This is a genomic window from Acidianus ambivalens (genome assembly GCF_009729015.1).
GTDB classification, from domain to species: Archaea; Thermoproteota; Thermoprotei_A; order Sulfolobales; family Sulfolobaceae; genus Acidianus; species Acidianus ambivalens.
In genome coordinates this window covers 773,071-792,168 of sequence record NZ_CP045482.1, presented here as the reverse complement: position 1 = coordinate 792,168, position 19,098 = coordinate 773,071, and the positions used below count along the sequence as shown (strand labels likewise).

The following is a 19,098-nucleotide window of genomic DNA, read 5'->3' as shown; positions in this document are numbered from 1 at the left end:
TTTACGGTTTATTGGAAACTGTTGGCAACGGCTAAAATGATTGCAAGAGCAGTAAACTCTAAAAAATACATATTTATTACAACTCATAGCGATTATCTTCTATCATCCATTAGTAACCTTATAGCTCTTTCATCTCACTTAGACAAGGCTAAAGACTTAGGATTTAAAGACAACGAAATACTTAGTAAGGACAAAGTTGTGGCATATTTAATTAAAAGTGAAGGAAATCATTCAAAAGTAGATCCAATCGAAATAACGGATGAAGGAATAATGGAATCTGAATTTACTAAAGTTGCTGAAGAACTTTTGGATGAAAGAGGAAATATTCTTGGCTAGGGATAAATGCGATTTGAAAACAAAAATGAGAGAATGCGAACTCATAGATCTAGACAAGATTTACGGTTTGCAAGAAACGAAACACGCTGACCTTTTATTAAATTGTGGAGAGTTAGTAATTATTATTGAGGAGACAAGCACTATGAGGTCTGCCGATGTTACTCAAATAATTTCTACAATAGACAATTTAATGAAGGATAAGGAAAAATACGGCATTAGAACAGATCCTAAGAAGTACATAGGAATAGTACACTCTAATAGTAGAGTTGATTCTATAGGAATAAAATTTCTACATAGTAAAACTAAAGGAAAAATGATTTTAAACATAGCTAATTGCTGTGATGACTTGCCAAAGAAGATTAGGAAATATTTTAGTAAGTGAAAATTTTGTAGTGAATCTGAAAGTTAAGTTTTCTAGTAATTGCTATTTTGGCCTGCAGTGTGAGTCATTTTACGTAAAAATGACCCATATTATGAGTCAAATTTATGAATTTTTGACCCATATCTCTTATAATGGATAGGGAGAAAATTCTCAAAGCATTAATTGACTGGAATTTCTGGTATAAGGAGCAATTTACAGGCTATCCTAGAAATTACTCAAAACAAGTGTTAGACATAATGAAATCGGGGTTTGTAGCAGATGTTGTAGGAGTTAAGAGGAGCGGGAAGTCTACAATATTTAATCAAGTAATCTCTCATCTAATAAAAGAGGAGAAAATTAGCCCTTTTCTTACACTTTTAATTAACTTTGAAGATTCTAGGTTTGCTGAAATTGATAATGCTGATAAACTATTTTCTCTTTTACAAATATATAGAGAAGAGACTGGAATAAATGGAAAGCCCTATATTTTTCTTGATGAGGTTCAGAAAGTTAAAGGTTGGGAGGGATTCGTCAGATCTTTAATAGACAGAAAAGAGGCTTACGTAGCAGTTTCTGGATCTACCTCAATTATTAATAAAGGAAAAGTTAGGGAAGTATTAGCTGGAAGGCACATTTCAGTTGAAGTATTACCTTTATCTTTTTCTGAATATTTAAAGTTTAAAGGTGTACAAATTGGGAGAGAAATCGATCTTTTAGCCAGAGAGGAGGAAATTAAAAGGTTATTTTTAGAATTTCTAAAATTTGGAGGCTTTCCAGCAGTAGTTAACAGCGAGATTAAGGATAAAATTTTACTCAATTTATACGACGATATAATAACTAAGGACGTGATAACTCAGTGCAAAATAAGGCAAGAGGTAAAATTAAGGGAATTATCCCTCTTTTATATTTCGAATGTGGGAAACAGAATTTCCTTTAGGAAGATTTCTAGGTCTTTAAATATTCCATTAAATACTGTGGAAAGGTTCACTTCTTGCCTTTTAGATTCTATGTTAATTTATTTTGTACCTCCTCTATCTCCATCCTTGAAGGAGATGGTGAAAGGAGAAAAGAAGGTCTATTCTGTAGACCAAGGTTTATCAAATGTTGTAGGCTATAAATTGAACGAGAGCCTCGGTTCTCTCCTTGAAAATGCTGTATATCTAGAGCTAAGGAGGAGATATGGAGGAGATTCAATTTTTTACTATCACGGTAAGAATGAAGTTGATTTCATAATAAAGATAAATAATGAGGTTCGTTACGCTTATCAAGTAACTTTTACGCTTAACGATGAAAGGGAAATTAAAGGATTAAAGGAGTTAGAAAAGAAAGCAGGGAAGAAAAGAATAGAAAAGTTCATTATAACCTTTGACGACGAGGAAAAAGTGATTGATGAAATAAGAGTAATAAAAGCATGGAAATGGATGTGGTTTGGTCCTCATTGAATTTACTCAATCCTTAGCCCTTGGGCTTCAACTGAGTACTTCCGATCTCTCCCTTTACAGATGTGAGGAAACCCGCACATCTTTAATCATTATAACTCGTCGTGATATATTCATCTGATGTGACTAATTGTTTCAACAAAGTGTATCTTCACGATTTACTGAAACTGTCGACAATGGCTTCGTTATCTTCTTATTAACTTTGACTCAAAAGTAATATTATGCAAATAGAAATTCCTGATACAATTTATAACTTTATAGTAGAAAGTTTAGGAAAAGACGTCTCTGATACATTGGTCGAGGCGTTCTTATCATCTTTAGCTAGAGAAGATCGAATAAAAATTTATATAAAACTAAGTAGGGAATACGAAATAAAGGCTAGCGACGGAGAAACTTGTTGGAAAGCCTTATCTTACATATTTAGGGCAATAGCTGAACTTGAAGAAATGGATATTTCCTCTTATCAAGATTACTATAATTTAGCAGAATATTTGTCCTTTAAGGAAAATAATACGGAAATTGTAAAGTATTTTCTAAATGCAGAAAAACTTCACGCAGAATTTCATCCAAGACCTCAAGATAAAGATTCCTTTAGAGTAAGAATGGAGTACTGCAAAAAATTGATAGAAGTTGCAAAGGAATACTTACGAAAAAAGTCTTCCCGAGGAAATTTAAGTACTTACAACTGCGCTTGCTGACGAAGTTTTAGTGCTAAATGAATTCAGTATTTCTTTTAGTTTTTCCTCTAGAATTTCGGAATCTCCTTGTAATATTCTAATCGCTTCCATTGTAGTTAACTCTACCTTTGTTACAGTGCTGTCTACATTGAGCTTTTGAGAATTAGTTATTATAAACCTCTTTTCAACCGGATATTCCTTCTTCTCATGTTCAACTTTTTCTAACATCGAAAGTAATTTCACTTCGTCGTCATCAGTCCTATCATCATTCAATAATTTCACTAAACCTACGTAAGCGTTGCCGTCTTTAATAAAGAATATTCCTAAGGTTATATACTTACCTTTTACTTCAACTCTTTTTCCTCTGGGATGAACGTAAGTTACCTGGAATTCCTTGGTTAACGATGATAATAAATCCCTTATCATTTTCTCTAATTGCTTTGACTCTTCTTCAGGATTTTTAAGGCTGTGAGATTCCTTCAACTTCTCTTTTACACAGTTTACGACGTCTTGGGAGTCAGAGCATTCTTTTTCAAATTTTTCTACTTCAGATTTCATAAACTGAAGTATAGAGCTTACGGTGTTAAGTTCTCTTCCGTTCCATAAAGATAAAACTATTGGAAAGAGATCGTCAGATATTTCGTGACAATACGCATCAACTATTTCCTTAATGTCCTCTGAAGTTAAGGCATTATCGAGGGATATTCTACTTTCGTCCAGTCTTCTCCTTATAGCTAAATCCGTAATTTTACTATAAACTTCAGTAGGCACTGCCATTAATATTGGGACTCCCAAACCTGAGTTTATTAGTCTATGAATTTTCGGAATATGATTTTCCCTTACTTCGTCTATAAGTAAAGATAGATGTTCAATCTCTTTTAAGTCGCTTATTGCCTTTATCATTCCGTCAAAGTCCTTTTGGTAATCAAAACAGTATAACCTAAGGAGAGGGTCATTATATTTACCGCATACCTTATTTAGCCAATCCTCAAATTTTATTCCAAGTAATCTCTTCCAAAAGGAATAGCCGTATTTTTTCTTATCAAGCCTAGGTAAGACCTTCTGCCTAATTTCGTTCTTGTCTATTTTACTCCAGAATTCATCCTCTATTTCATTTTTACTTGCCAGATCCATATATAGCGCGTCTTTTACGATTTCCTGGACTTTTTTCAATATTGTAGTTTTACCCATCCCTGGTTGGCCTATAATTGAGGCAATATCGTTGTTTCTTATTGAGTTTAGAGCTTTATCCAAGTATTGTTTATACGTAGGCCCTACCAGGATTACATTATTTGAATTCCAAGTTGTTACAGTTACTTTTGGAATATTACATATCATTTTTCATCACCTCTTCCTCTTTATTATAATACCATAAACTGAGCCTTTTTTGACGAATCCTTCTTCCCCTCCTGCAATTAACTCATAATTTTCCTCAATGTGCCTCTTTAACTTAGAATAAAACTCCTCTTTAGTTAATCCCATTTCTATTCTAATGTCCTTCAAGTGTGCATAGCCCAGGTTATCCTTGACTTCGTTGTAAATTTCGTCAAAGTAATTTTCGCTTAATTTCTTCTTTTCTAATACTGCCTCCTGCAGTTTCTTAATTTCGTCTTTAATCTCTGTAATTTCCTTTAACAATAAATCAAATTTATTATCATCATTGTTTGATGAAGTTAATTCAAAGGATTTACCGCTCCCACTTTCAATTTTCCTGATTTTTCCTTCTTTTTCCAATTTTTCAAGTACTAAAGACAATTCTTCTCCATCGGCTTTTAATTTCCTCTTAATTTTAGAAAATGCAACTGGTCTACCATCATAAAGTTCCTTAAGGGCAGAAATAACTAGTTCTTCACTTAACATGAATTAACTCTTATTATGATTATTTTAAACCACTAGTTCTAAGTATTACTTCATATAATATTCGTCCAAACTTCTCCTTACGTTCCAACCTTCTTCGGATAACTCTTGAAGTCCTTTTTCTATTAAATCCTTATAATTCCTCAAGTTGTCTTGTACAGCGAAGTCGAAATTATTTACAAATATTTCTCCACCTTCAACGTTCTCTGAAATTTCTGATGGATCTTTCTTGAATATTCCTCCAAAGAACCCTTTTTTACCTCCTTTATATATCTGAGGAGGTAATACAACTTTTCTTGAGTCAATTTGAGCTACCAAAAGAGGAACTATTATCTCAGCTTTATCTTCTACTAAAATCGATATAAATCTAGGTAATTTCTGCAGTTTATCCAGGATTGCTTTTTCAGAACTTTCTACATTATTTAACTTGGATATTATTGTTTGTTGCAATTCATCCAGTTTTTTAATTTCTTCGTTTATTTTGTTTATATCCTTTTGTTTCATCGAATTTAATTCATTTAACTCACCTCTAAGTCTTCTAATTTCAACCTTGTGTTTTTCCTTTATTTCGTTAAGTTTCTCAGAAATCTCATTAAGATATTTTTCCTTTATACTATTTACAGAAGAGGTACTATCTATGAAACCAGCTTCCTTATCTAGTTCAGCCTTCGCTATTAAGACTTCAATATCTGGAAGCTTAGAGTAAAGCTGAGAAGAGTACTGCTTAATTTCTTCTTCAACCTTAGTCTTCTCGTCATTCACTATCTTCTTTAATTCCTCATTCTTTGCCATAATTTTTGCATCATATTCGCTCTCTATTTGCCTCCGTTTTTCAACTCTCTTTCCTTTTATTATTGCTATTATTTCCGAAATTTTTTCTTTAGTCTTTTCTATTAGATCTATTTCCGAGATCATTTTATTTGCCGCTCCTTGTATATCCGAAATTAAGAACTGAACGTCTATATCTTTCAATTTCCTGTCTAAAATTTGTAGAGGTAATTGTGAGCTTCCTAACTTTAATAGATTTTTAAAGTCCTGATTCATCACAAAGTCAAAATGAATAGTTGAAGAGCCTCTAACTTCATCCCATCTAATTGAATTCATTAGTTCTAGTACTTGCGATTCATCAGAAGTTTTTTCTATCATTGAAATTATTTTATTATAATCTTGTAATATAAAGGAGTTAATCGAAGTAGAAAATTTACCGGTCTCATCAAAAATATAATATCCACCACCCTCAGATTTTACCGCAAGCAAAGGCCACCCTATTAGTGAAGCAAATGAAATTTTATTATTTTTACCAGCAACTTTTGCAATTGATATTACTAATTGCTTATAAGTTGGTAACGGATTAAGATTCTCGTCCACTACCAGGCTTAAGTTAATACTTTTCATATGAGAATTTATGCTCAAATAAATTAATACTTTGCCGTTTCTTGAATGAATTATATACATTTATTTAAATAAATTTCATATATAGATTTTAAAATATAAAACCTATCTTAAATTAAGTATCTTACAAAAGATTTAAAGCCTCGCCCTTCCAGGGCAAAGAGGAAGTCAGTTATAACAATGTTCTCTTCTATATATATCTAATTTATTCTGAAATAAGCCATTCAATATAAAGTAATAAAAACTACTACATTATAAAATAAACAGTGTTAAATCTACCACAGCTTAACTTTTTTTAATTATTGCTTATTATACCTATTATGGTCGATAGAGTAGGTAAAAATTACGTCCTAAAAGAACATGAAATTCATTATCCAGAGAATTATGATTTCAGGATTTTACATTATATCTACTACCTAGAAATTTATCCTGAGGAAAGCAGAATAAAGGGAAAAGCCGTAGTAAAATTTCTAGGAAAAGATTTAATTTTACATGCTAGGCATTTTCAAATTAATAAGATCAAACTAGACGGAAAGGAAGCAAATTATTCTTACGATGGCGAGAAAATAAGCATACAAGGGGAAGGAAAAGAGGCCGAAATAGAATATGAAGCAAAACCCGTCTTAGGGCTTATTTTCAAGAAATTAAAGGACTATATAGAAGTAGCAACTACTGGGGAAGTAGATCAAGCTAGAAATTGGATTCCTATCCTAGACGATCCCAGAGTGAAAACTACTACCGAATTTTATATCAAAGTAAGAAAACCATACATTGCATTATCCAATGGTAGATTAATAGATAAAAAAGAGGACGGAGACTTCATTACTTTTCACTGGCTAATGAACAAACCCCACTCTCCTTACCTTAATAGTATAGCTGTAGGAATGTTCTCTAAAGAGGAGGACGAGTGGGAAGGAGTAAAATTAGAAAATTACTTACCCAAGGGATATGAAGAATTCTTTTGGAATTTATCCTCAGTAAAGAAGGCTATAGAATTCTTCTCATCTTATACTGGAGTAAAATATCCTTACTGCAGATACGCACAAGTAGTACTTTTTTCTATGAACGGTGGAATGGAGTATATTACCTCAACTCACCTAACTTGGAGAGTAATCCACGATAAGATTGCGGAGAAGAATTATTCCTCAGAAAATCTAATTGCTCATGAACTAGCTCACCAATGGTTCGGAGACTTAATAACAACAAAGGATTGGCCAAACATTTGGCTCAACGAAGGTTTTGCAAGTTATTTTGAGGCACTTTACGTGGAGCATGAGAAAGGAAGGGAAGAATTCCTTTATAACCTCTATAATAAGTGGAAAGGTTATGAGGAAGAGAAGGAAAAATATACCAGACCAATTGTCTGTCGTTATTATAAGTGGGGAGACGAACTTTTCGACAGACACACTTACAACAAGGGGGCATTATTCCTTCATAAATTAAGGAATTTTCTAGGAGATGAGACATTTAGGAAGGGGATTAAAGAATACCTAGAGAGATTTAAATACCGTTCAGTTGATACCGAGGATTTTAAGAAAGTAATGGAAGAAGTTTCCGGGAAAGATTTGACTTTCCTATTTGACCAATTTATATACTCCGCTTTTAATCCTTCAGTGGAAGTAACTTCAATTGACGGAGGAGTTAGGATAAAGAATGAGGTTGAAGTAGACGTAAAGATAGGTAAGGAGATAAGAAAAGTCAAGCCTGGAGAAAGTCTATTATCAGGAGAATACGTTTGTGTAGACCCTAATTTTTCCTCTTTAGCAGAGGTTGAGGATAAGCAAGGAGAAGAAGCTTTAATAAAAGAAAGTAAGGACGAAGAATTAATTTGTAGAATTAGGGCAGTTACTTCGCTCTCAAGGTTTTCTGATTTTAAATCAATTCAAGCATTAAAGGAAAGGTTAGAAAACGACTTTTGGGGAGTATCTTACGAGTCTGCAATCTCCTTAGGTAAAATAAAGAACGACGACGCATTAAACGCATTAATGTTGAATCACGAAAATCCTAAGGTAATGGTAGGTATTGCAAAGGCATTAGGAGAATTCAAATTTAATCAAAAGGCCAAGGACTTTCTCTTAGAGATAATGGAGAAAGCTGAAAGTTATCACGTAAGGGCAGAGGCAATTGTTAGCCTAGGTAAGATAGGATTTACAGACGTTAAGGAGAAAATTATAAGTCATTTTGAAGACGAAAGTTATGCTGATATAGTACCTTCTGCAGTGATAGAGGCTTTAAGCTATTTTGGGGACGACGAATCCTTTAGGTTTGTGATAGACCACGGGCTTAAGAACGAAAAAGAAACTATTAGGGCAGCAGTCGCAAGGAATTTATGGAGATTTGGAGACAAAAGTAGGGAATACTTATACTACTTGGTTAAGGATCCTTCACCTATTGTAAGAGGTGCAACAATTAAATCTCTTGAGGAATTAAAAATGAAGGATTTACTCAGGACGATCGTGGATAACGAAGACGAGGAGTTAAGGAATAGGTCAAACGCTTTAAGAGTGTTGTATAAGTTAGGACAGTAACGTTATCTCATTTTCTTCTTCTCTTCATATAATTTTTTAACATATTCTAGTACTTCTTGTGCCATTCTTAATGCCTCGTTTGCGTCATATTCAGAATACAAAAGTTCTGGCGGAGTTCCGGTTTCCTCATCTCCATACACTGATAACTCTCTTTCTTTTCTTAATGACCTCGAGTAAGAAGCAAAAAGGTCAATCTTATGACCGAACCAATCTGGAAACTTACTAGAGTTAGTTTTTAATGTTGGACCTACATCGTGAAATTTAGGCACTTCTACTCCCACTAGTTTAAGGCTAGCTTTTAACAATAGTTCAACTGCTTCCTGACAGAACCTAACTACAATATGATAGTTCTTTTTATTTAGCTCTGTTTTTGCTAATTCGATTCTCTCTTCTGCCTGTCTTATGTAAGATAATGCAATATCGTCAAAGTTCAATTACATCACCAAATTTATAATCCTTTTTCAAAATCCAGTACCACATTTTACCTTGCCTTACCCTTTCTGCGCCAAGTTCCTTTAATTTCTCCTTTAATTTTTCTAGGGTATTTAGGAAAAAGTTGTCCTTATCATATAATATAATTCCGTCATATACTAAATCTAGGTAGAGGGGAGAAAATCTTACTGCCTCCTCAGGAGTTTTGAGTACAGGGGATAGTGTAATGTAATATCCTTCCTTCCAATATTCCTCCAGATTAAGTTTATCCTCTACTTTAGTTTCAAATAACCTTATCCTTTTTAGCATACTATCCTTAGGTAAATCCTTTATTACGACGATTAAATCCACGTCGCTATCTTTCCTATTATCTCCCCTTGCTACGCTACCGTATAAGACTACTGAAATCAAAGAGTCCTTAAATTCCTCCTTCATGATCGAGACCATCTTGTTCAAGAGAGAAGCGTAAGGTTCTGAAACCACATGTATATAATGGAAAGAGAAAATATAAAAACGTCACTTAATGATTACGTACTCTCCCGCAAACTTAAGGAAGTCTTCTTCGCTTTCCTCGTTTTAAATCTATTATTTCCGAGATCTCTTCCGGCACCATTGAATGTATGTCAAGCAGGATCTTACTTACCTCGTCTTTTTTAAGGTTTTTAACAACTAAAGCTAAGTCAAGATCACTTGCTCCAGTGACTTTACAAAGTTGGGGGTTAAGGGGGCGGAAAGCCTCGCCTTTTAAGGCGGGGATGGATAGCCCCCTTATAAAAAGTTTAAATACTTCTTTGTCAAAAGTCTCATTAGTGACGCTAACGACGCTCCTCCCCAGCTCGATTGAGGGCTTAATGGGACTGAGGGAGGAGCAACCAGTATCTCTCTCATCAAAGGGACTAGAGCTCAGCAATGAAAGTTCCCTCTCTTCAAGTGGGGGGCTCTCTGGCTACCCCTACTGCCCACCAAATGAGAGATGTAATCCCGAATCGATGGTGGGAACGATGAACCGCTCACAGAGGAACCCTCGCCTCTGTGAGGCGGGGAGGAGTCAGCTTTTATTACTGAGCCAAAAACTATGACCTCTTTTGCATCAACTACCTTTTTAGCGCTATTAAGAACTTCTTCTGCAATTTTCCTCCAGTTTCTCTCCAGATATTCTATCCTTTCTAGTCCGAACACCACTTATTGCCCCAAATTTTTCTCATTAATTCTAGTATTTCCTTTGCAGTATTTAAACAAACTTCTGCGTCCTCCTTAGTTAATCCCACAGATAAGTACTGTCCTCTAGTTCTAGCGTTTTCCAAAAGAATTAATTCTCCTCTCCTTCTTTTTGTGAAATCTTGGATTTCATAGCTAGAGAAGATAGGAGAGAAAGTAATTTCCTTAATTCGTGAGTTTCAGGAAAGCCTAGGAAAGAAATTGTTGCTTTTATTGAAAGTTCTGCAGATATTTGAGATAAAACGCCGTCATAAAGACCTTCGCTCAGCGAATCTTCTGCGGCCTTTAAATACTCCAACGACCTCCTACAGAAAGGCAATTCGTGCATTCTTATTGCCTACCTTCCCACTTTTTCTTCCATATAGTAAACATCGCTATTATTTCAGCAAAGAACATTAGTGGAAAAGCTGCTAAACCCATGATAAATCCCTTGATGTTTTTCCTAAAGTGAGCAAAAACTATTAGGAGCATTATACTACTGACAAGGGAGGACAGTTCAGCAAATACGTTATGTAACATAAATATTTCAAAATAGAATGGGTCAACGTGCCTATATATAAATGAAGGATCAACATAAAACGAGTGCATAAAATTTTCTATTCTCCTTACCACGATAAAGTAGAATGCGTGTATTGGATCTTCTATGATTCTGTCTAGCAATTTCGGATGAGATAGTATATGTCTAAGCGTAATTTCAATGAAAGTTAAGTTGGAAATAATAATAAGGATAGGCAAAGTATTCCAGTATACTAGACTAAAACTGTAAAAAGTACCTTTTTTGAAGATGGAGCCGTCAAAAAATTCCTTAATCATAAAGAAATTGTTAGCCCTATACCACCTTATTAATTGCTTAAAGAAAGCTGAGATACTGTCAGGAGCCTTAGTTTTTACTATTACGTCATCAACTATTTCAGCTTTAAAACCCAGTTTATACACGTAGTTAGTTAGTTGCCTATCGTCTCCAAGAATTGTGGAAAAGCGAAATAATCTCACTTCGTCATATTCCTTAGATAAGATAAAAGGTTTAATTATCTCGGTTTTTGCTAATATGCATTGCCCATTAAGTGTCAAAACGCTTCCAAAAATTGATAAGGCTTTATAACTTAACCTCCTCAAAAAGTGGACAACTTCGGAGGAATAGTAAGCTAACCTACTCTTTCCTCTAACTAATCTAATTTCTGGAGAGACTGCAACAACTTTACCTTGAAGTCTGGAAATTAGTCTTTTAATTCCTCCTTGAGGTAAAATCGTATCGCTGTCCAAGAGTAGCACGTACGGAGTATTCACAAGTTTAATTCCTTCTTTTATTGCCTTCCTTTTACCTCCCTTCTTTATACTTATAAATATTCCGCCTTCACTCTCAACTATAGATTTGTAAGGTTCAGTGACTCCATCTCCTACAACTATGAATGAGATTTTCTCCCTTTTCACGGATTGTATAACCTTTCTAAATAGTTTAACATCCTCCTTGTAGACTGGAATAACTGCTGTAACATTCTCGGAAACTTCCAGAGGGAGAGAACTTTTACTTTTTTTTATCAAAGAAAACAAGAGTGTAGAAGTAATGTAAATAAAGGTAAATGCTGAAACGAGTGTAGAAGTAATTAAATAAATTTCGATATCGAATCTCATCTAGTAAATCTTACACATTCAATATATAAAGGTTACTTTAATTTCCGCATTTGATATTACACGATTTTATTTAAAAAGCATTAATCTCCAATCCATCCATGTATATATCCGAAATATTGGTAGAACGGATCTATATTTAGAGGCAGTGCAATAATAACCCATATTGCAAAGCCCAATAACAAAAGTAGAGACATTCTAGCCAATTCCTTGTTTTCCTTTCTCGTCATATAATACATCAAAACGGAACCTACTGGACCTATTAAGTAAAGTAAACCTAACCACCTATATTCATCTCTCCTAAAGAATATCATATAGAAAGTACCTATTATGTAACCGACTCCTCCAGCTATACCACCTATTAACCATCCTAAATCTTTTTTATTCATATACTGTCATCTAATTTTAAGAATTTAAGTTCTGTGAAGATTGGATGGTAAAAAATGTTATTTTTATTAACTAATGCCATAAAGGAATAGAGACATGCCAAAAATCTGGGATAAATAGAGAGCTAGAACAAATCCGCTGGCAGAAAGCATTCCTCCAAAGCCAAGTATAACTATTGCTAAAATAGTAGAGATCATCTTTGCTTTATTACCCTTAAACAGTAAAGCTCTAGCGGCCAAGAATAATATTAGTCCAGATGCAGGAATTGTCACCATCGATGAAGCACCTGCAGGTAATGCAGGGAAATTTGTTGGTGCATAATTTACTACGATGGTAAACGGTTTATACACTATGGTAATTATTAGTACTGCTGTGGCAAAGGCAGAGTAGTAATAATATATTTTCTTCCACTTTTCCGGAACTTGTTGCACAGATCCCAGCGATAAAACTAACACAAGCTCTGCAACAATAAACATGTAAATCGCGGCCAAGGGGTAGTTACAGTATCCTATGGCAAATATTTCCTGCTCTAGGGCTGCAATAAAATAAAAAACAAATCCTAAAAACCAGAAAAACCACATTAGGCTTTTGCTTCTCTCATATCTTCTCCAAGATAAGTAACTTAAAATGATGCTAAGCACTAAACTAATTGAAGAGAAAATTAAAGCTTCTTCTTGATTCATAATTTAACATTATACATAGAATTTATAAAATCTTCTAAAAAATCGTTATTTTAATTATAATCTATATTAATCAATATATTAAGGGTAAAATTATTATATAATAAAAGAAAAAAGATAAATGACTTTTACGCGTTTATTTCTTGGAATATTCTGTGGTAAGGTCTTCCTTCTATTATCTGCTTTCCGTAATCGGTAGTGTTCTTAAATTCCCTGCTTAGCATGAACTTTCTAAATGAATCTAAGTCCTTCCACTCACTGTATATTAAGTATTCCCTCGGATTATCTACGTTCTTGTAAAGTTTACAAAGTTGGGGGTTAAGGGGGCGGAAAGCCTCGCCTTTTAAGGCGGGGATGGATAGCCCCCTTATAAAAAGTTTAAATACTTCTTTGTCAAAAGTCTCATTAGTGACGCTAACGACGCTCCTCCCCAGCTCGATTGAGGGCTTAATGGGACTGAGGGAGGAGCAACCAGTATCTCTCTCATCAAAGGGACTAGAGCTCAGCAATGAAAGTTCCCTCTCTTCAAGTGGTGGGCTCTCTGGCTACCCCTACTGCCCACCAAATGAGAGATGTAATCCCGAATCGATGGTGGGAACGATGAACCGCTCACAGAGGAACCCTCGCCTCTGTGAGGCGGGGAGGAGTCAGCGTCTATAAAACCTACGTTAGCTGACTTTAACGTTTCGACTACTTTCTTAAATATTTCCTCGAATTCCTTCTCGTGACCTTCCTTCACCCTGTAATAAAGACCGACGTTAATCATTTAACAGTCGCCTTTTTAGCCTCAACTCTCTCAGTAGCAACTTTATACAACACCTTGTAAGATACAGCAGTAATTCCTCCTAAGACTAGTAATCCTGCCATTCCTAGTACTATCGCTCCAGCAGTTAACGTCGCAGCATTTGTTAGTAAAAGTGACGCAGGAACTCCTGGTAGAGGTCCTACAGTTCCTGCAGGTACTATGTCCTCAAGTATTCTACCTTGGGTAAAAACTCCGAACATCATAGCCCCTATGAAAGTTAATAGGAATATCCAAGCCTGCCTGAATGGAACATTCCTAGTTGTTGCTATGTAAAGATAAGCGTAAAGGATAATAATGTATATCCAGAAGCCAGCGTTATTTACTGCGCTATTGAATACCACTGGTAACCACTCGTAAGTGCTCACAAGGAACAATATGTTTGCTAGCGTTAATCCTAAAGCTCCCACTAGCAGTCTTTCCTTAATTCCGTAAAATACTACAGTGAAATACACGACGTACATTACTACTCCTATGAAGAATACCCAGTTGAAGGCATTGAATATCATCTGAGTGTAGTTAGGAGTTATGTCCAGTGTCAGCAAGTTATGTACACAGAAACCGTATCCACTGAAAACTGAAGTAAATAGTGTATTTCCAAGGAACGCTACTATTAGTGCGAAAGGTAGTGCAAGAACTAGGAAGGTTCTCTCCATAGAATGCTTACCTAAAGTTGATGAGCCTTCTGCAACTCCTATACTAAAGTGGTGGAAAGCTAGCATTATTATTAATACCATTAATGGTGCGTAAAGCACTGCACCAGTTACGAACATTACTGGAGCGAATATTGTATCTAAAGATACTACTAGGTAAACTAAGGAAGTCGCTATTATTGCCCATAGTGAGCCTAGAACTATTAGCATTTTCTCCCTATAGTTCTCATACCTGCACACTGGAATCATTACTACTGATCCTGCTTCAATCATAAAAGCTGTTACAAACCATGCTAAAGGTATAAAGAAGAACAGGACGAACTCATTCATTTCGACTCACCTCCACGAAAAAATCACTTCCTTTTGATATTTAAGGAGCTACTCCCTCCTACATTGGTTGCCATTATAAGCCTTGCAGAGCTAACATCTGCAGAGACTTCCTTACCAGTAAATAACTTCTTTAACATGTATATAGTTCCTGCAACTGCTAAAGCTAGGACTATCATTATTGATATTCCTATAGGTAAAACTTCTGGACTGTTGTTAAATCCGTCAGCTGTTAACATTACTGCTTGTATCTCGTAAAGTCCTGATGCAGTCTGTACCATTGGTCCCCATATTACGAAAGGCTGTCTTCCTGTCTCTGCTGCAACCCAACCAGCTTCCCAAGCCACTAGCTGTAGCCATCCTAAGAAGAACATTGCGTAGAGTGGAATCTTCTTTTCAGCAGGATTATCTAATCCGAAGGCCTTAAATAATGCGTTCTTTGGCTGCTTCCAGAAGGAGTAAGCCAATATCCACACAGCTAAGGCTCCTATTATTCCTAGAGTAGCGTGCAAGTCGTATGCGGTGTGGGAAATATACCAGATTGGATCCCAATCTGCTTGAACGAAACTTGAATATCCTAGCACTGTTGCGTGGGGATTAGGAGGCCATGTTGATAGTAAACTAAGCATGTTAGGTATAGTTATTGGTCCTACTTGCATTGGAGCACCTGTTGCTGTTTGCATTACTCCTTCTAATGTAGCCAACTTTAATGGTTGATATAGATATAATATCTTACCCGCATTATCTCCAGCCCAAGCCAGGAATATTGCATCTAAAGCTCCTAGATAAGTTGCTAATTTTAATCCTCTATTATAATATTCCTTCTCATCAGTAGTCATGTCCTTCTTGGTTAACTTCCTGAAAGCGAAGTATCCAGCTATAGATCCGAATCCAACGAACCATGCTCCAGCTAATCCCATTGGTACTTCTGCAAGTGCAATAATAGGTAACGATGCACCTAGTGGGTCTACGCCAGTTAATTGTCCGGTCTGTAAGTAAGCTTGTATATTAAATCCTGTTGGAGTGTTCATCCAAGAGTTTACTAAGATAATGAGCACTGCAGAAGCAGAAGAACCTAAGCCTATTAATCCTCCAACTATTATATGAGCAGTTCTGCTCATTCTGTCCCAGCCATACAGATATAATGCTAAGAATATTACTTCAGAGAAGAATGCCAAGACCTCTATATCGAAGGGCAGTATGTCAATCTGATTAACTAAGTACATCCATTTATACCACACTGTAATGAATTCTACTGCTATTGCTGCACCTCCTGCAGAACCTACTGCAAACAGAACTGCCATTACTACAGACCATCTTTTTGCTATTGCCAAATAGTAAGGATCATTTTTCTTGTATGCCAAGTATTCGGCAGATATTATAAAGAATGGGAGAGTTATTGCCCAGTAAGTAAATAATACGTGCACTGCCATTGTATATCCTGCGAGTACTCTATCAAATATTTCCAAACTCACTTCAATCCACCATGATAAATTATAACTGAGAAATATTTAAATATTTCCATTTTTAACACACTTTATCAGAGAAATTCTGGTTTATAATGGTAATTATATTAATTTAAGAATTAAATCCTAGAATATGATCATGAGTCTAATATGAGAAATTCGAGAACTCAATTTCTATCGAAGTCTCGCTTTGAAGGGCTAAAATGTATTTAACATGGTTAATTGTAAATATCGAAACAAAATTATAATGAGCTTTAAATAATTGTTAAAAATAATGAGAAGCGTGGAAAAGAAAGTTAAGTTTCCTGATGGCAGGGAAGTTGACGTATTTACAATTTTTAAATTCGTTTATGGTTTAAGCGACTCAGAGCTAGAGATACTTAAATTGCTAATAAGTACTAAGGGAAAGCTTTCTGCAGAAGACATTGCATCTTCTCTAAATATATCAAGGAATACGGTAACTAAGCCTATAAACCTGTTGTTATCAAAGGGCTTAGTACTAAGGGATAAAGAAAAGGGAAAGGCTAATGGTAGACCTAGGCTAATTTATTTTGCGACTCCAGACATTTACTCTAAAATGCTTACCGATTTACAGAGCATAGTAAACGACTCATTAAAAGAAATATCTAAAATTAGGAAAAATACTTAATTTTCTTGATTTTACTATTAAAGTCCCTTTTAAACTCTGTTAAAGAAAGATATGAAAGTTATTTATAATGACAATTTATAAATTTTAGAATCGAAATGTACTCATGGAGTTTAAAATTCAATTCCCAGACGGAAGACAAGTGGATTTCCATAAGCTTGTAGAATTCCTTTACGGCATAACTGACAGCGAAATGAACATCTTACATCTTCTTCTGTCTACAGATGAAAAACTCTCCGTGGAAGACATCTCAGAAAGATTAAAAATAGCTAAAACATCGATAAGTAAGCCAGTAAACATTTTACTATCTAAGGGCTTGATCATGAGGGATAAAACTGAAGGAGAAGGAAAGAGAAGGCCTAAGTATCTTTATTACACTGACAAGAATGCGGTTTATAATAAGATAGTTAATGATCTAGAGGCTATTGCTAAAATCTTTTGTGAAAAGTATAAATCTCATGTAGAGTCAGTCACGGTTAAATAAACTTTTTAAATTCTTTAAACAAGAGCATTTCATGCAAAAGATAAGATCTTTCTTCGTATCTTCTGCAGGATTTTTTCTAGATGGTTATGATTTATCAGTAATATCTTTTGCACTGTACTTTATAGCTCAAGAAATGAAGCTATCGTCATCACAAGAAGGGTTAGTTTCGTCAGCCTCATTAATGGGGATGACTATTGGCGCGTTATTATTCGGTTTCCTAGCTGATAAAGTAGGCAGGAAAAAGTTAATGGGCATAGACCTAATATTCTTCACGACCTTCGGAATAACTTCAGCTCTTTCACAGAACTTTACACAACTCTTCATATCTAGACTGTTGCTTGGAATGGGCATTGGGGGAGATTATCCGATTTCATCCACAATAATGAGTGAATTTTCTCCAGCAGTAAATAGAGGGAAATATCTTGTTGCATCAATATCTCTTTATTGGGTAGGAACTTTAGTAGCCTCGATAGTCAACTTAACTTTCTTAAGTTTCTACGAATTTTGGAGATATACTTTCCTATTCGGTGCCTTAATTTCATTGCCAATTATTTTACTTAGGATAAAGCTTGACGAATCTCCTAGGTGGTTAGCTTCAAAAGGTCTATTAGTTACCGAGAAATTTAACCCCCAAGTTGAGAACAAAGGAGTAAATGGAATTAAGGAACTCTTCGAAAATCCTTTATTACCTTACGTTCTAGCGGTTTCAATAGTGTGGTTCTTGTTTGATGTAGCATCTTACGGTATAGGGTTATATTATCCTCTAGTGCTAAGAGAGTTTGCTTTCCCTTCAAACGTTGAGGTTCTTTATAGCACAATGGCAATAGCTGGAGGAGCTTTATTAGGTTATTTAATTGCCGTGTCTGCAATTGATTCACTAGGTAGGAGGAAGGTCTTACTTACGGGATTAGGAGGAATGGCTTTCCTACTAATAATAGGTGGAATTACTAAAATTGAAGGATTTTTACTCGTTCCATATTTTATGACTTTTGTAGCATTAGAGCAATGGGCTGGAGCAGTAACTCTATTTTATCCCACGGAGATCTTTCCAACGTCTGTGAGGTCTACTGCTCAAGGATTTGCAACTTCAGTTAGCAGAATAGGAGCAATACTTGGAGTATACTTCTTCCCATCAATGGTTCGCTCTGTTGGCTTTTCATCATCCTTGATAATATTTGGAATTACATCTACTCTTGCGTTAGCAATTTCGTTCTTAACTTATAAGGAGACTAGGAAGAAAGAATTGGAGGAAACCAGTTTAGGGAAAATAATAATCATTAATAACAACAAAAAGTAAAATCTCTTTTCTTTATAAAAAATAAGCTAAAACATTAAGAGAGTATTAGTTCACATTTGAGATAAAGCAGCAACTATTGGTTGAGAGAGGAAGCCTACTGCTTGGCTAATTACAGCGGAAGTTGCATAGAATGCTCCAAATAACATTGCAGCTATTGCAATATTTCCGTTCTTTAATTCAGTGTTTATATAGAATGTTTCCATTTTTCCAGACATCTTGTGTGCAAAGAATCTGTAAATTTCCCTTTGTGCTAAAGTTATTGAGAATATTGCTAGAGGCAATCCTATAAATAACTGTATTAAGCCGCCAACTAGATCAGCAATTGCGCACTTTCCTCCCAAAAAGGCTCTATTAAAAATGAAAAATGAAGAAAGAAGTAAAAGTAAATCAATTAAAAATAAGGGATATTGACAATCTTTTATTTTATCTCGGTCAATTATTTACGATTTTAAAAACGTTAACTTAAGCATTGCTAAAGCAATGAGAT

At 35.1% G+C, this 19,098-nt stretch carries 25 protein-coding genes; 8 read left to right on the top strand and 17 right to left on the bottom strand.

What is annotated here, in order from left to right:
* Positions 1 to 21: 21 nt before the first annotated feature.
* The 4 genes from D1866_RS04730 (at position 22) to D1866_RS04715 (ending at position 2,834) form a co-directional block, all read left to right on the top strand.
* On the top strand, positions 22 to 336 hold the full coding sequence (locus D1866_RS04730) for a hypothetical protein (RefSeq protein ID WP_155861059.1): 315 nt from the start codon (positions 22 to 24) through the stop codon (positions 334 to 336).
* The gene (locus D1866_RS04725; RefSeq protein WP_152942445.1) at positions 311 to 718 is read left to right on the top strand and encodes a hypothetical protein; all 408 of its coding nucleotides are present in this window, start codon (positions 311 to 313) and stop codon (positions 716 to 718) included. Before D1866_RS04730 ends, D1866_RS04725 begins: the two co-directional genes overlap by 26 nt.
* A 131-nt stretch (positions 719 to 849) precedes the next feature.
* Positions 850 to 2,139 carry an ATP-binding protein gene (locus D1866_RS04720; protein WP_152942447.1) on the top strand — a complete coding sequence of 430 codons (1,290 nt, stop codon included), beginning with the start codon at positions 850 to 852 and terminating at the stop codon, positions 2,137 to 2,139.
* 218 nt (positions 2,140 to 2,357) lie between these two features.
* Positions 2,358 to 2,834, top strand: coding sequence for a PaREP1 family protein (locus D1866_RS04715; RefSeq protein ID WP_152942450.1), 477 nt, complete (start codon positions 2,358 to 2,360; stop codon positions 2,832 to 2,834).
* Here D1866_RS04715 and D1866_RS04710 read toward each other — a convergent pair.
* Genes D1866_RS04710 through D1866_RS04700 form a run of 3 tightly spaced genes read right to left on the bottom strand, consistent with a single transcriptional unit; the run spans position 2,808 to position 6,065 of the window.
* Positions 2,808 to 4,151: an ATP-binding protein gene (locus D1866_RS04710; RefSeq protein ID WP_152942452.1), complete on the bottom strand. Its 1,344-nt coding sequence runs from the start codon at positions 4,149 to 4,151 to the stop codon at positions 2,808 to 2,810. The two genes, D1866_RS04715 and D1866_RS04710, sit on opposite strands and share 27 nt — an antisense overlap.
* 6 nt (positions 4,152 to 4,157) lie before the next feature.
* On the bottom strand, positions 4,158 to 4,673 hold the full coding sequence (locus D1866_RS04705) for a hypothetical protein (RefSeq protein ID WP_152942454.1): 516 nt from the start codon (positions 4,671 to 4,673) through the stop codon (positions 4,158 to 4,160).
* A gap of 45 nt (positions 4,674 to 4,718) precedes the next feature.
* Positions 4,719 to 6,065, bottom strand: coding sequence for a coiled-coil domain-containing protein (locus D1866_RS04700; protein WP_152942457.1), 1,347 nt, complete (start codon positions 6,063 to 6,065; stop codon positions 4,719 to 4,721).
* A gap of 317 nt (positions 6,066 to 6,382) precedes the next feature.
* Here D1866_RS04700 and D1866_RS04695 point away from each other — a divergent pair, with 317 nt between their 5' ends.
* Positions 6,383 to 8,590: a M1 family metallopeptidase gene (locus D1866_RS04695; RefSeq protein WP_152942459.1), complete on the top strand. Its 2,208-nt coding sequence runs from the start codon at positions 6,383 to 6,385 to the stop codon at positions 8,588 to 8,590.
* 2 nt (positions 8,591 to 8,592) lie between these two features.
* On the opposite strand, the gene D1866_RS04690 is transcribed toward D1866_RS04695, so the two are convergent.
* From D1866_RS04690 to D1866_RS04635, 13 genes are all read right to left on the bottom strand, one after another.
* The gene (locus D1866_RS04690; RefSeq protein ID WP_152942461.1) at positions 8,593 to 9,024 is read right to left on the bottom strand and encodes a HEPN domain-containing protein; all 432 of its coding nucleotides are present in this window, start codon (positions 9,022 to 9,024) and stop codon (positions 8,593 to 8,595) included.
* Positions 9,014 to 9,505, bottom strand: coding sequence for a nucleotidyltransferase domain-containing protein (locus tag D1866_RS04685; RefSeq protein ID WP_155861058.1), 492 nt, complete (start codon positions 9,503 to 9,505; stop codon positions 9,014 to 9,016). Before D1866_RS04685 ends, D1866_RS04690 begins: the two co-directional genes overlap by 11 nt.
* Positions 9,506 to 9,569: 64 nt before the next feature.
* On the bottom strand, positions 9,570 to 9,932 hold the full coding sequence (locus tag D1866_RS04680) for a hypothetical protein (protein ID WP_152942463.1): 363 nt from the start codon (positions 9,930 to 9,932) through the stop codon (positions 9,570 to 9,572).
* Positions 9,926 to 10,204 (bottom strand): hypothetical protein, encoded by a 279-nt coding sequence (locus tag D1866_RS13395; protein WP_152942465.1) that lies wholly within the window; start codon positions 10,202 to 10,204, stop codon positions 9,926 to 9,928. The genes D1866_RS04680 and D1866_RS13395 overlap by 7 nt, the downstream gene beginning before the upstream one ends.
* The gene (locus D1866_RS13660) at positions 10,189 to 10,326 is read right to left on the bottom strand and encodes a HEPN domain-containing protein (protein WP_249041767.1); all 138 of its coding nucleotides are present in this window, start codon (positions 10,324 to 10,326) and stop codon (positions 10,189 to 10,191) included. The genes D1866_RS13395 and D1866_RS13660 overlap by 16 nt, the downstream gene beginning before the upstream one ends.
* Positions 10,327 to 10,331: 5 nt before the next feature.
* Entirely contained in the window at positions 10,332 to 10,568 is a 237-nt protein-coding gene (locus D1866_RS13655; RefSeq protein WP_249041768.1) for a HEPN domain-containing protein, read from the bottom strand.
* Positions 10,569 to 10,570: 2 nt separating this feature from the next.
* Positions 10,571 to 11,872: a glycosyltransferase gene (locus tag D1866_RS04665; protein WP_152942467.1), complete on the bottom strand. Its 1,302-nt coding sequence runs from the start codon at positions 11,870 to 11,872 to the stop codon at positions 10,571 to 10,573.
* Positions 11,873 to 11,952: 80 nt separating this feature from the next.
* Positions 11,953 to 12,258, bottom strand: a complete 306-nt coding sequence (locus tag D1866_RS04660; RefSeq protein ID WP_152942469.1) for a hypothetical protein — start codon at positions 12,256 to 12,258, stop codon at positions 11,953 to 11,955.
* A gap of 66 nt (positions 12,259 to 12,324) precedes the next feature.
* A complete protein-coding gene (locus D1866_RS04655) occupies positions 12,325 to 12,939 on the bottom strand; it encodes a hypothetical protein (protein WP_152942471.1) in 615 nt (204 codons plus the stop codon).
* A 125-nt stretch (positions 12,940 to 13,064) separates the two neighbouring features.
* Complete coding sequence (locus tag D1866_RS04650; RefSeq protein ID WP_231136414.1) at positions 13,065 to 13,445, bottom strand: antibiotic biosynthesis monooxygenase family protein; 381 nt, start codon at positions 13,443 to 13,445, stop codon at positions 13,065 to 13,067.
* The gene (locus D1866_RS13390) at positions 13,439 to 13,702 is read right to left on the bottom strand and encodes an antibiotic biosynthesis monooxygenase family protein (RefSeq protein WP_231136413.1); all 264 of its coding nucleotides are present in this window, start codon (positions 13,700 to 13,702) and stop codon (positions 13,439 to 13,441) included. The genes D1866_RS04650 and D1866_RS13390 overlap by 7 nt, the downstream gene beginning before the upstream one ends.
* Positions 13,699 to 14,721, bottom strand: coding sequence for a hypothetical protein (locus D1866_RS04640; protein ID WP_152942474.1), 1,023 nt, complete (start codon positions 14,719 to 14,721; stop codon positions 13,699 to 13,701). Before D1866_RS04640 ends, D1866_RS13390 begins: the two co-directional genes overlap by 4 nt.
* A 23-nt stretch (positions 14,722 to 14,744) precedes the next feature.
* Positions 14,745 to 16,193 (bottom strand): cytochrome ubiquinol oxidase subunit I, encoded by a 1,449-nt coding sequence (locus D1866_RS04635; protein ID WP_231136412.1) that lies wholly within the window; start codon positions 16,191 to 16,193, stop codon positions 14,745 to 14,747.
* Positions 16,194 to 16,467: 274 nt separating this feature from the next.
* Between D1866_RS04635 and sta1 the strand changes: the two genes are divergently transcribed.
* From sta1 to D1866_RS04620, 3 genes are all read left to right on the top strand, one after another.
* Entirely contained in the window at positions 16,468 to 16,833 is a 366-nt protein-coding gene (gene sta1, locus D1866_RS04630; protein ID WP_170254138.1) for a Sta1 family transcriptional regulator, read from the top strand.
* A 103-nt stretch (positions 16,834 to 16,936) separates the two neighbouring features.
* Positions 16,937 to 17,314 carry an Lrs14 family HTH-type transcriptional regulator gene (gene lrs14, locus D1866_RS04625; protein WP_152942478.1) on the top strand — a complete coding sequence of 126 codons (378 nt, stop codon included), beginning with the start codon at positions 16,937 to 16,939 and terminating at the stop codon, positions 17,312 to 17,314.
* Positions 17,315 to 17,345: 31 nt separating this feature from the next.
* The gene (locus D1866_RS04620) at positions 17,346 to 18,611 is read left to right on the top strand and encodes an MFS transporter (protein ID WP_152942481.1); all 1,266 of its coding nucleotides are present in this window, start codon (positions 17,346 to 17,348) and stop codon (positions 18,609 to 18,611) included.
* A 50-nt stretch (positions 18,612 to 18,661) separates the two neighbouring features.
* Here D1866_RS04620 and D1866_RS04615 read toward each other — a convergent pair whose 3' ends face one another.
* The gene (locus D1866_RS04615; protein ID WP_152942483.1) at positions 18,662 to 18,952 is read right to left on the bottom strand and encodes a hypothetical protein; all 291 of its coding nucleotides are present in this window, start codon (positions 18,950 to 18,952) and stop codon (positions 18,662 to 18,664) included.
* Between the last annotated feature and the right edge of the window lie 146 nt (positions 18,953 to 19,098).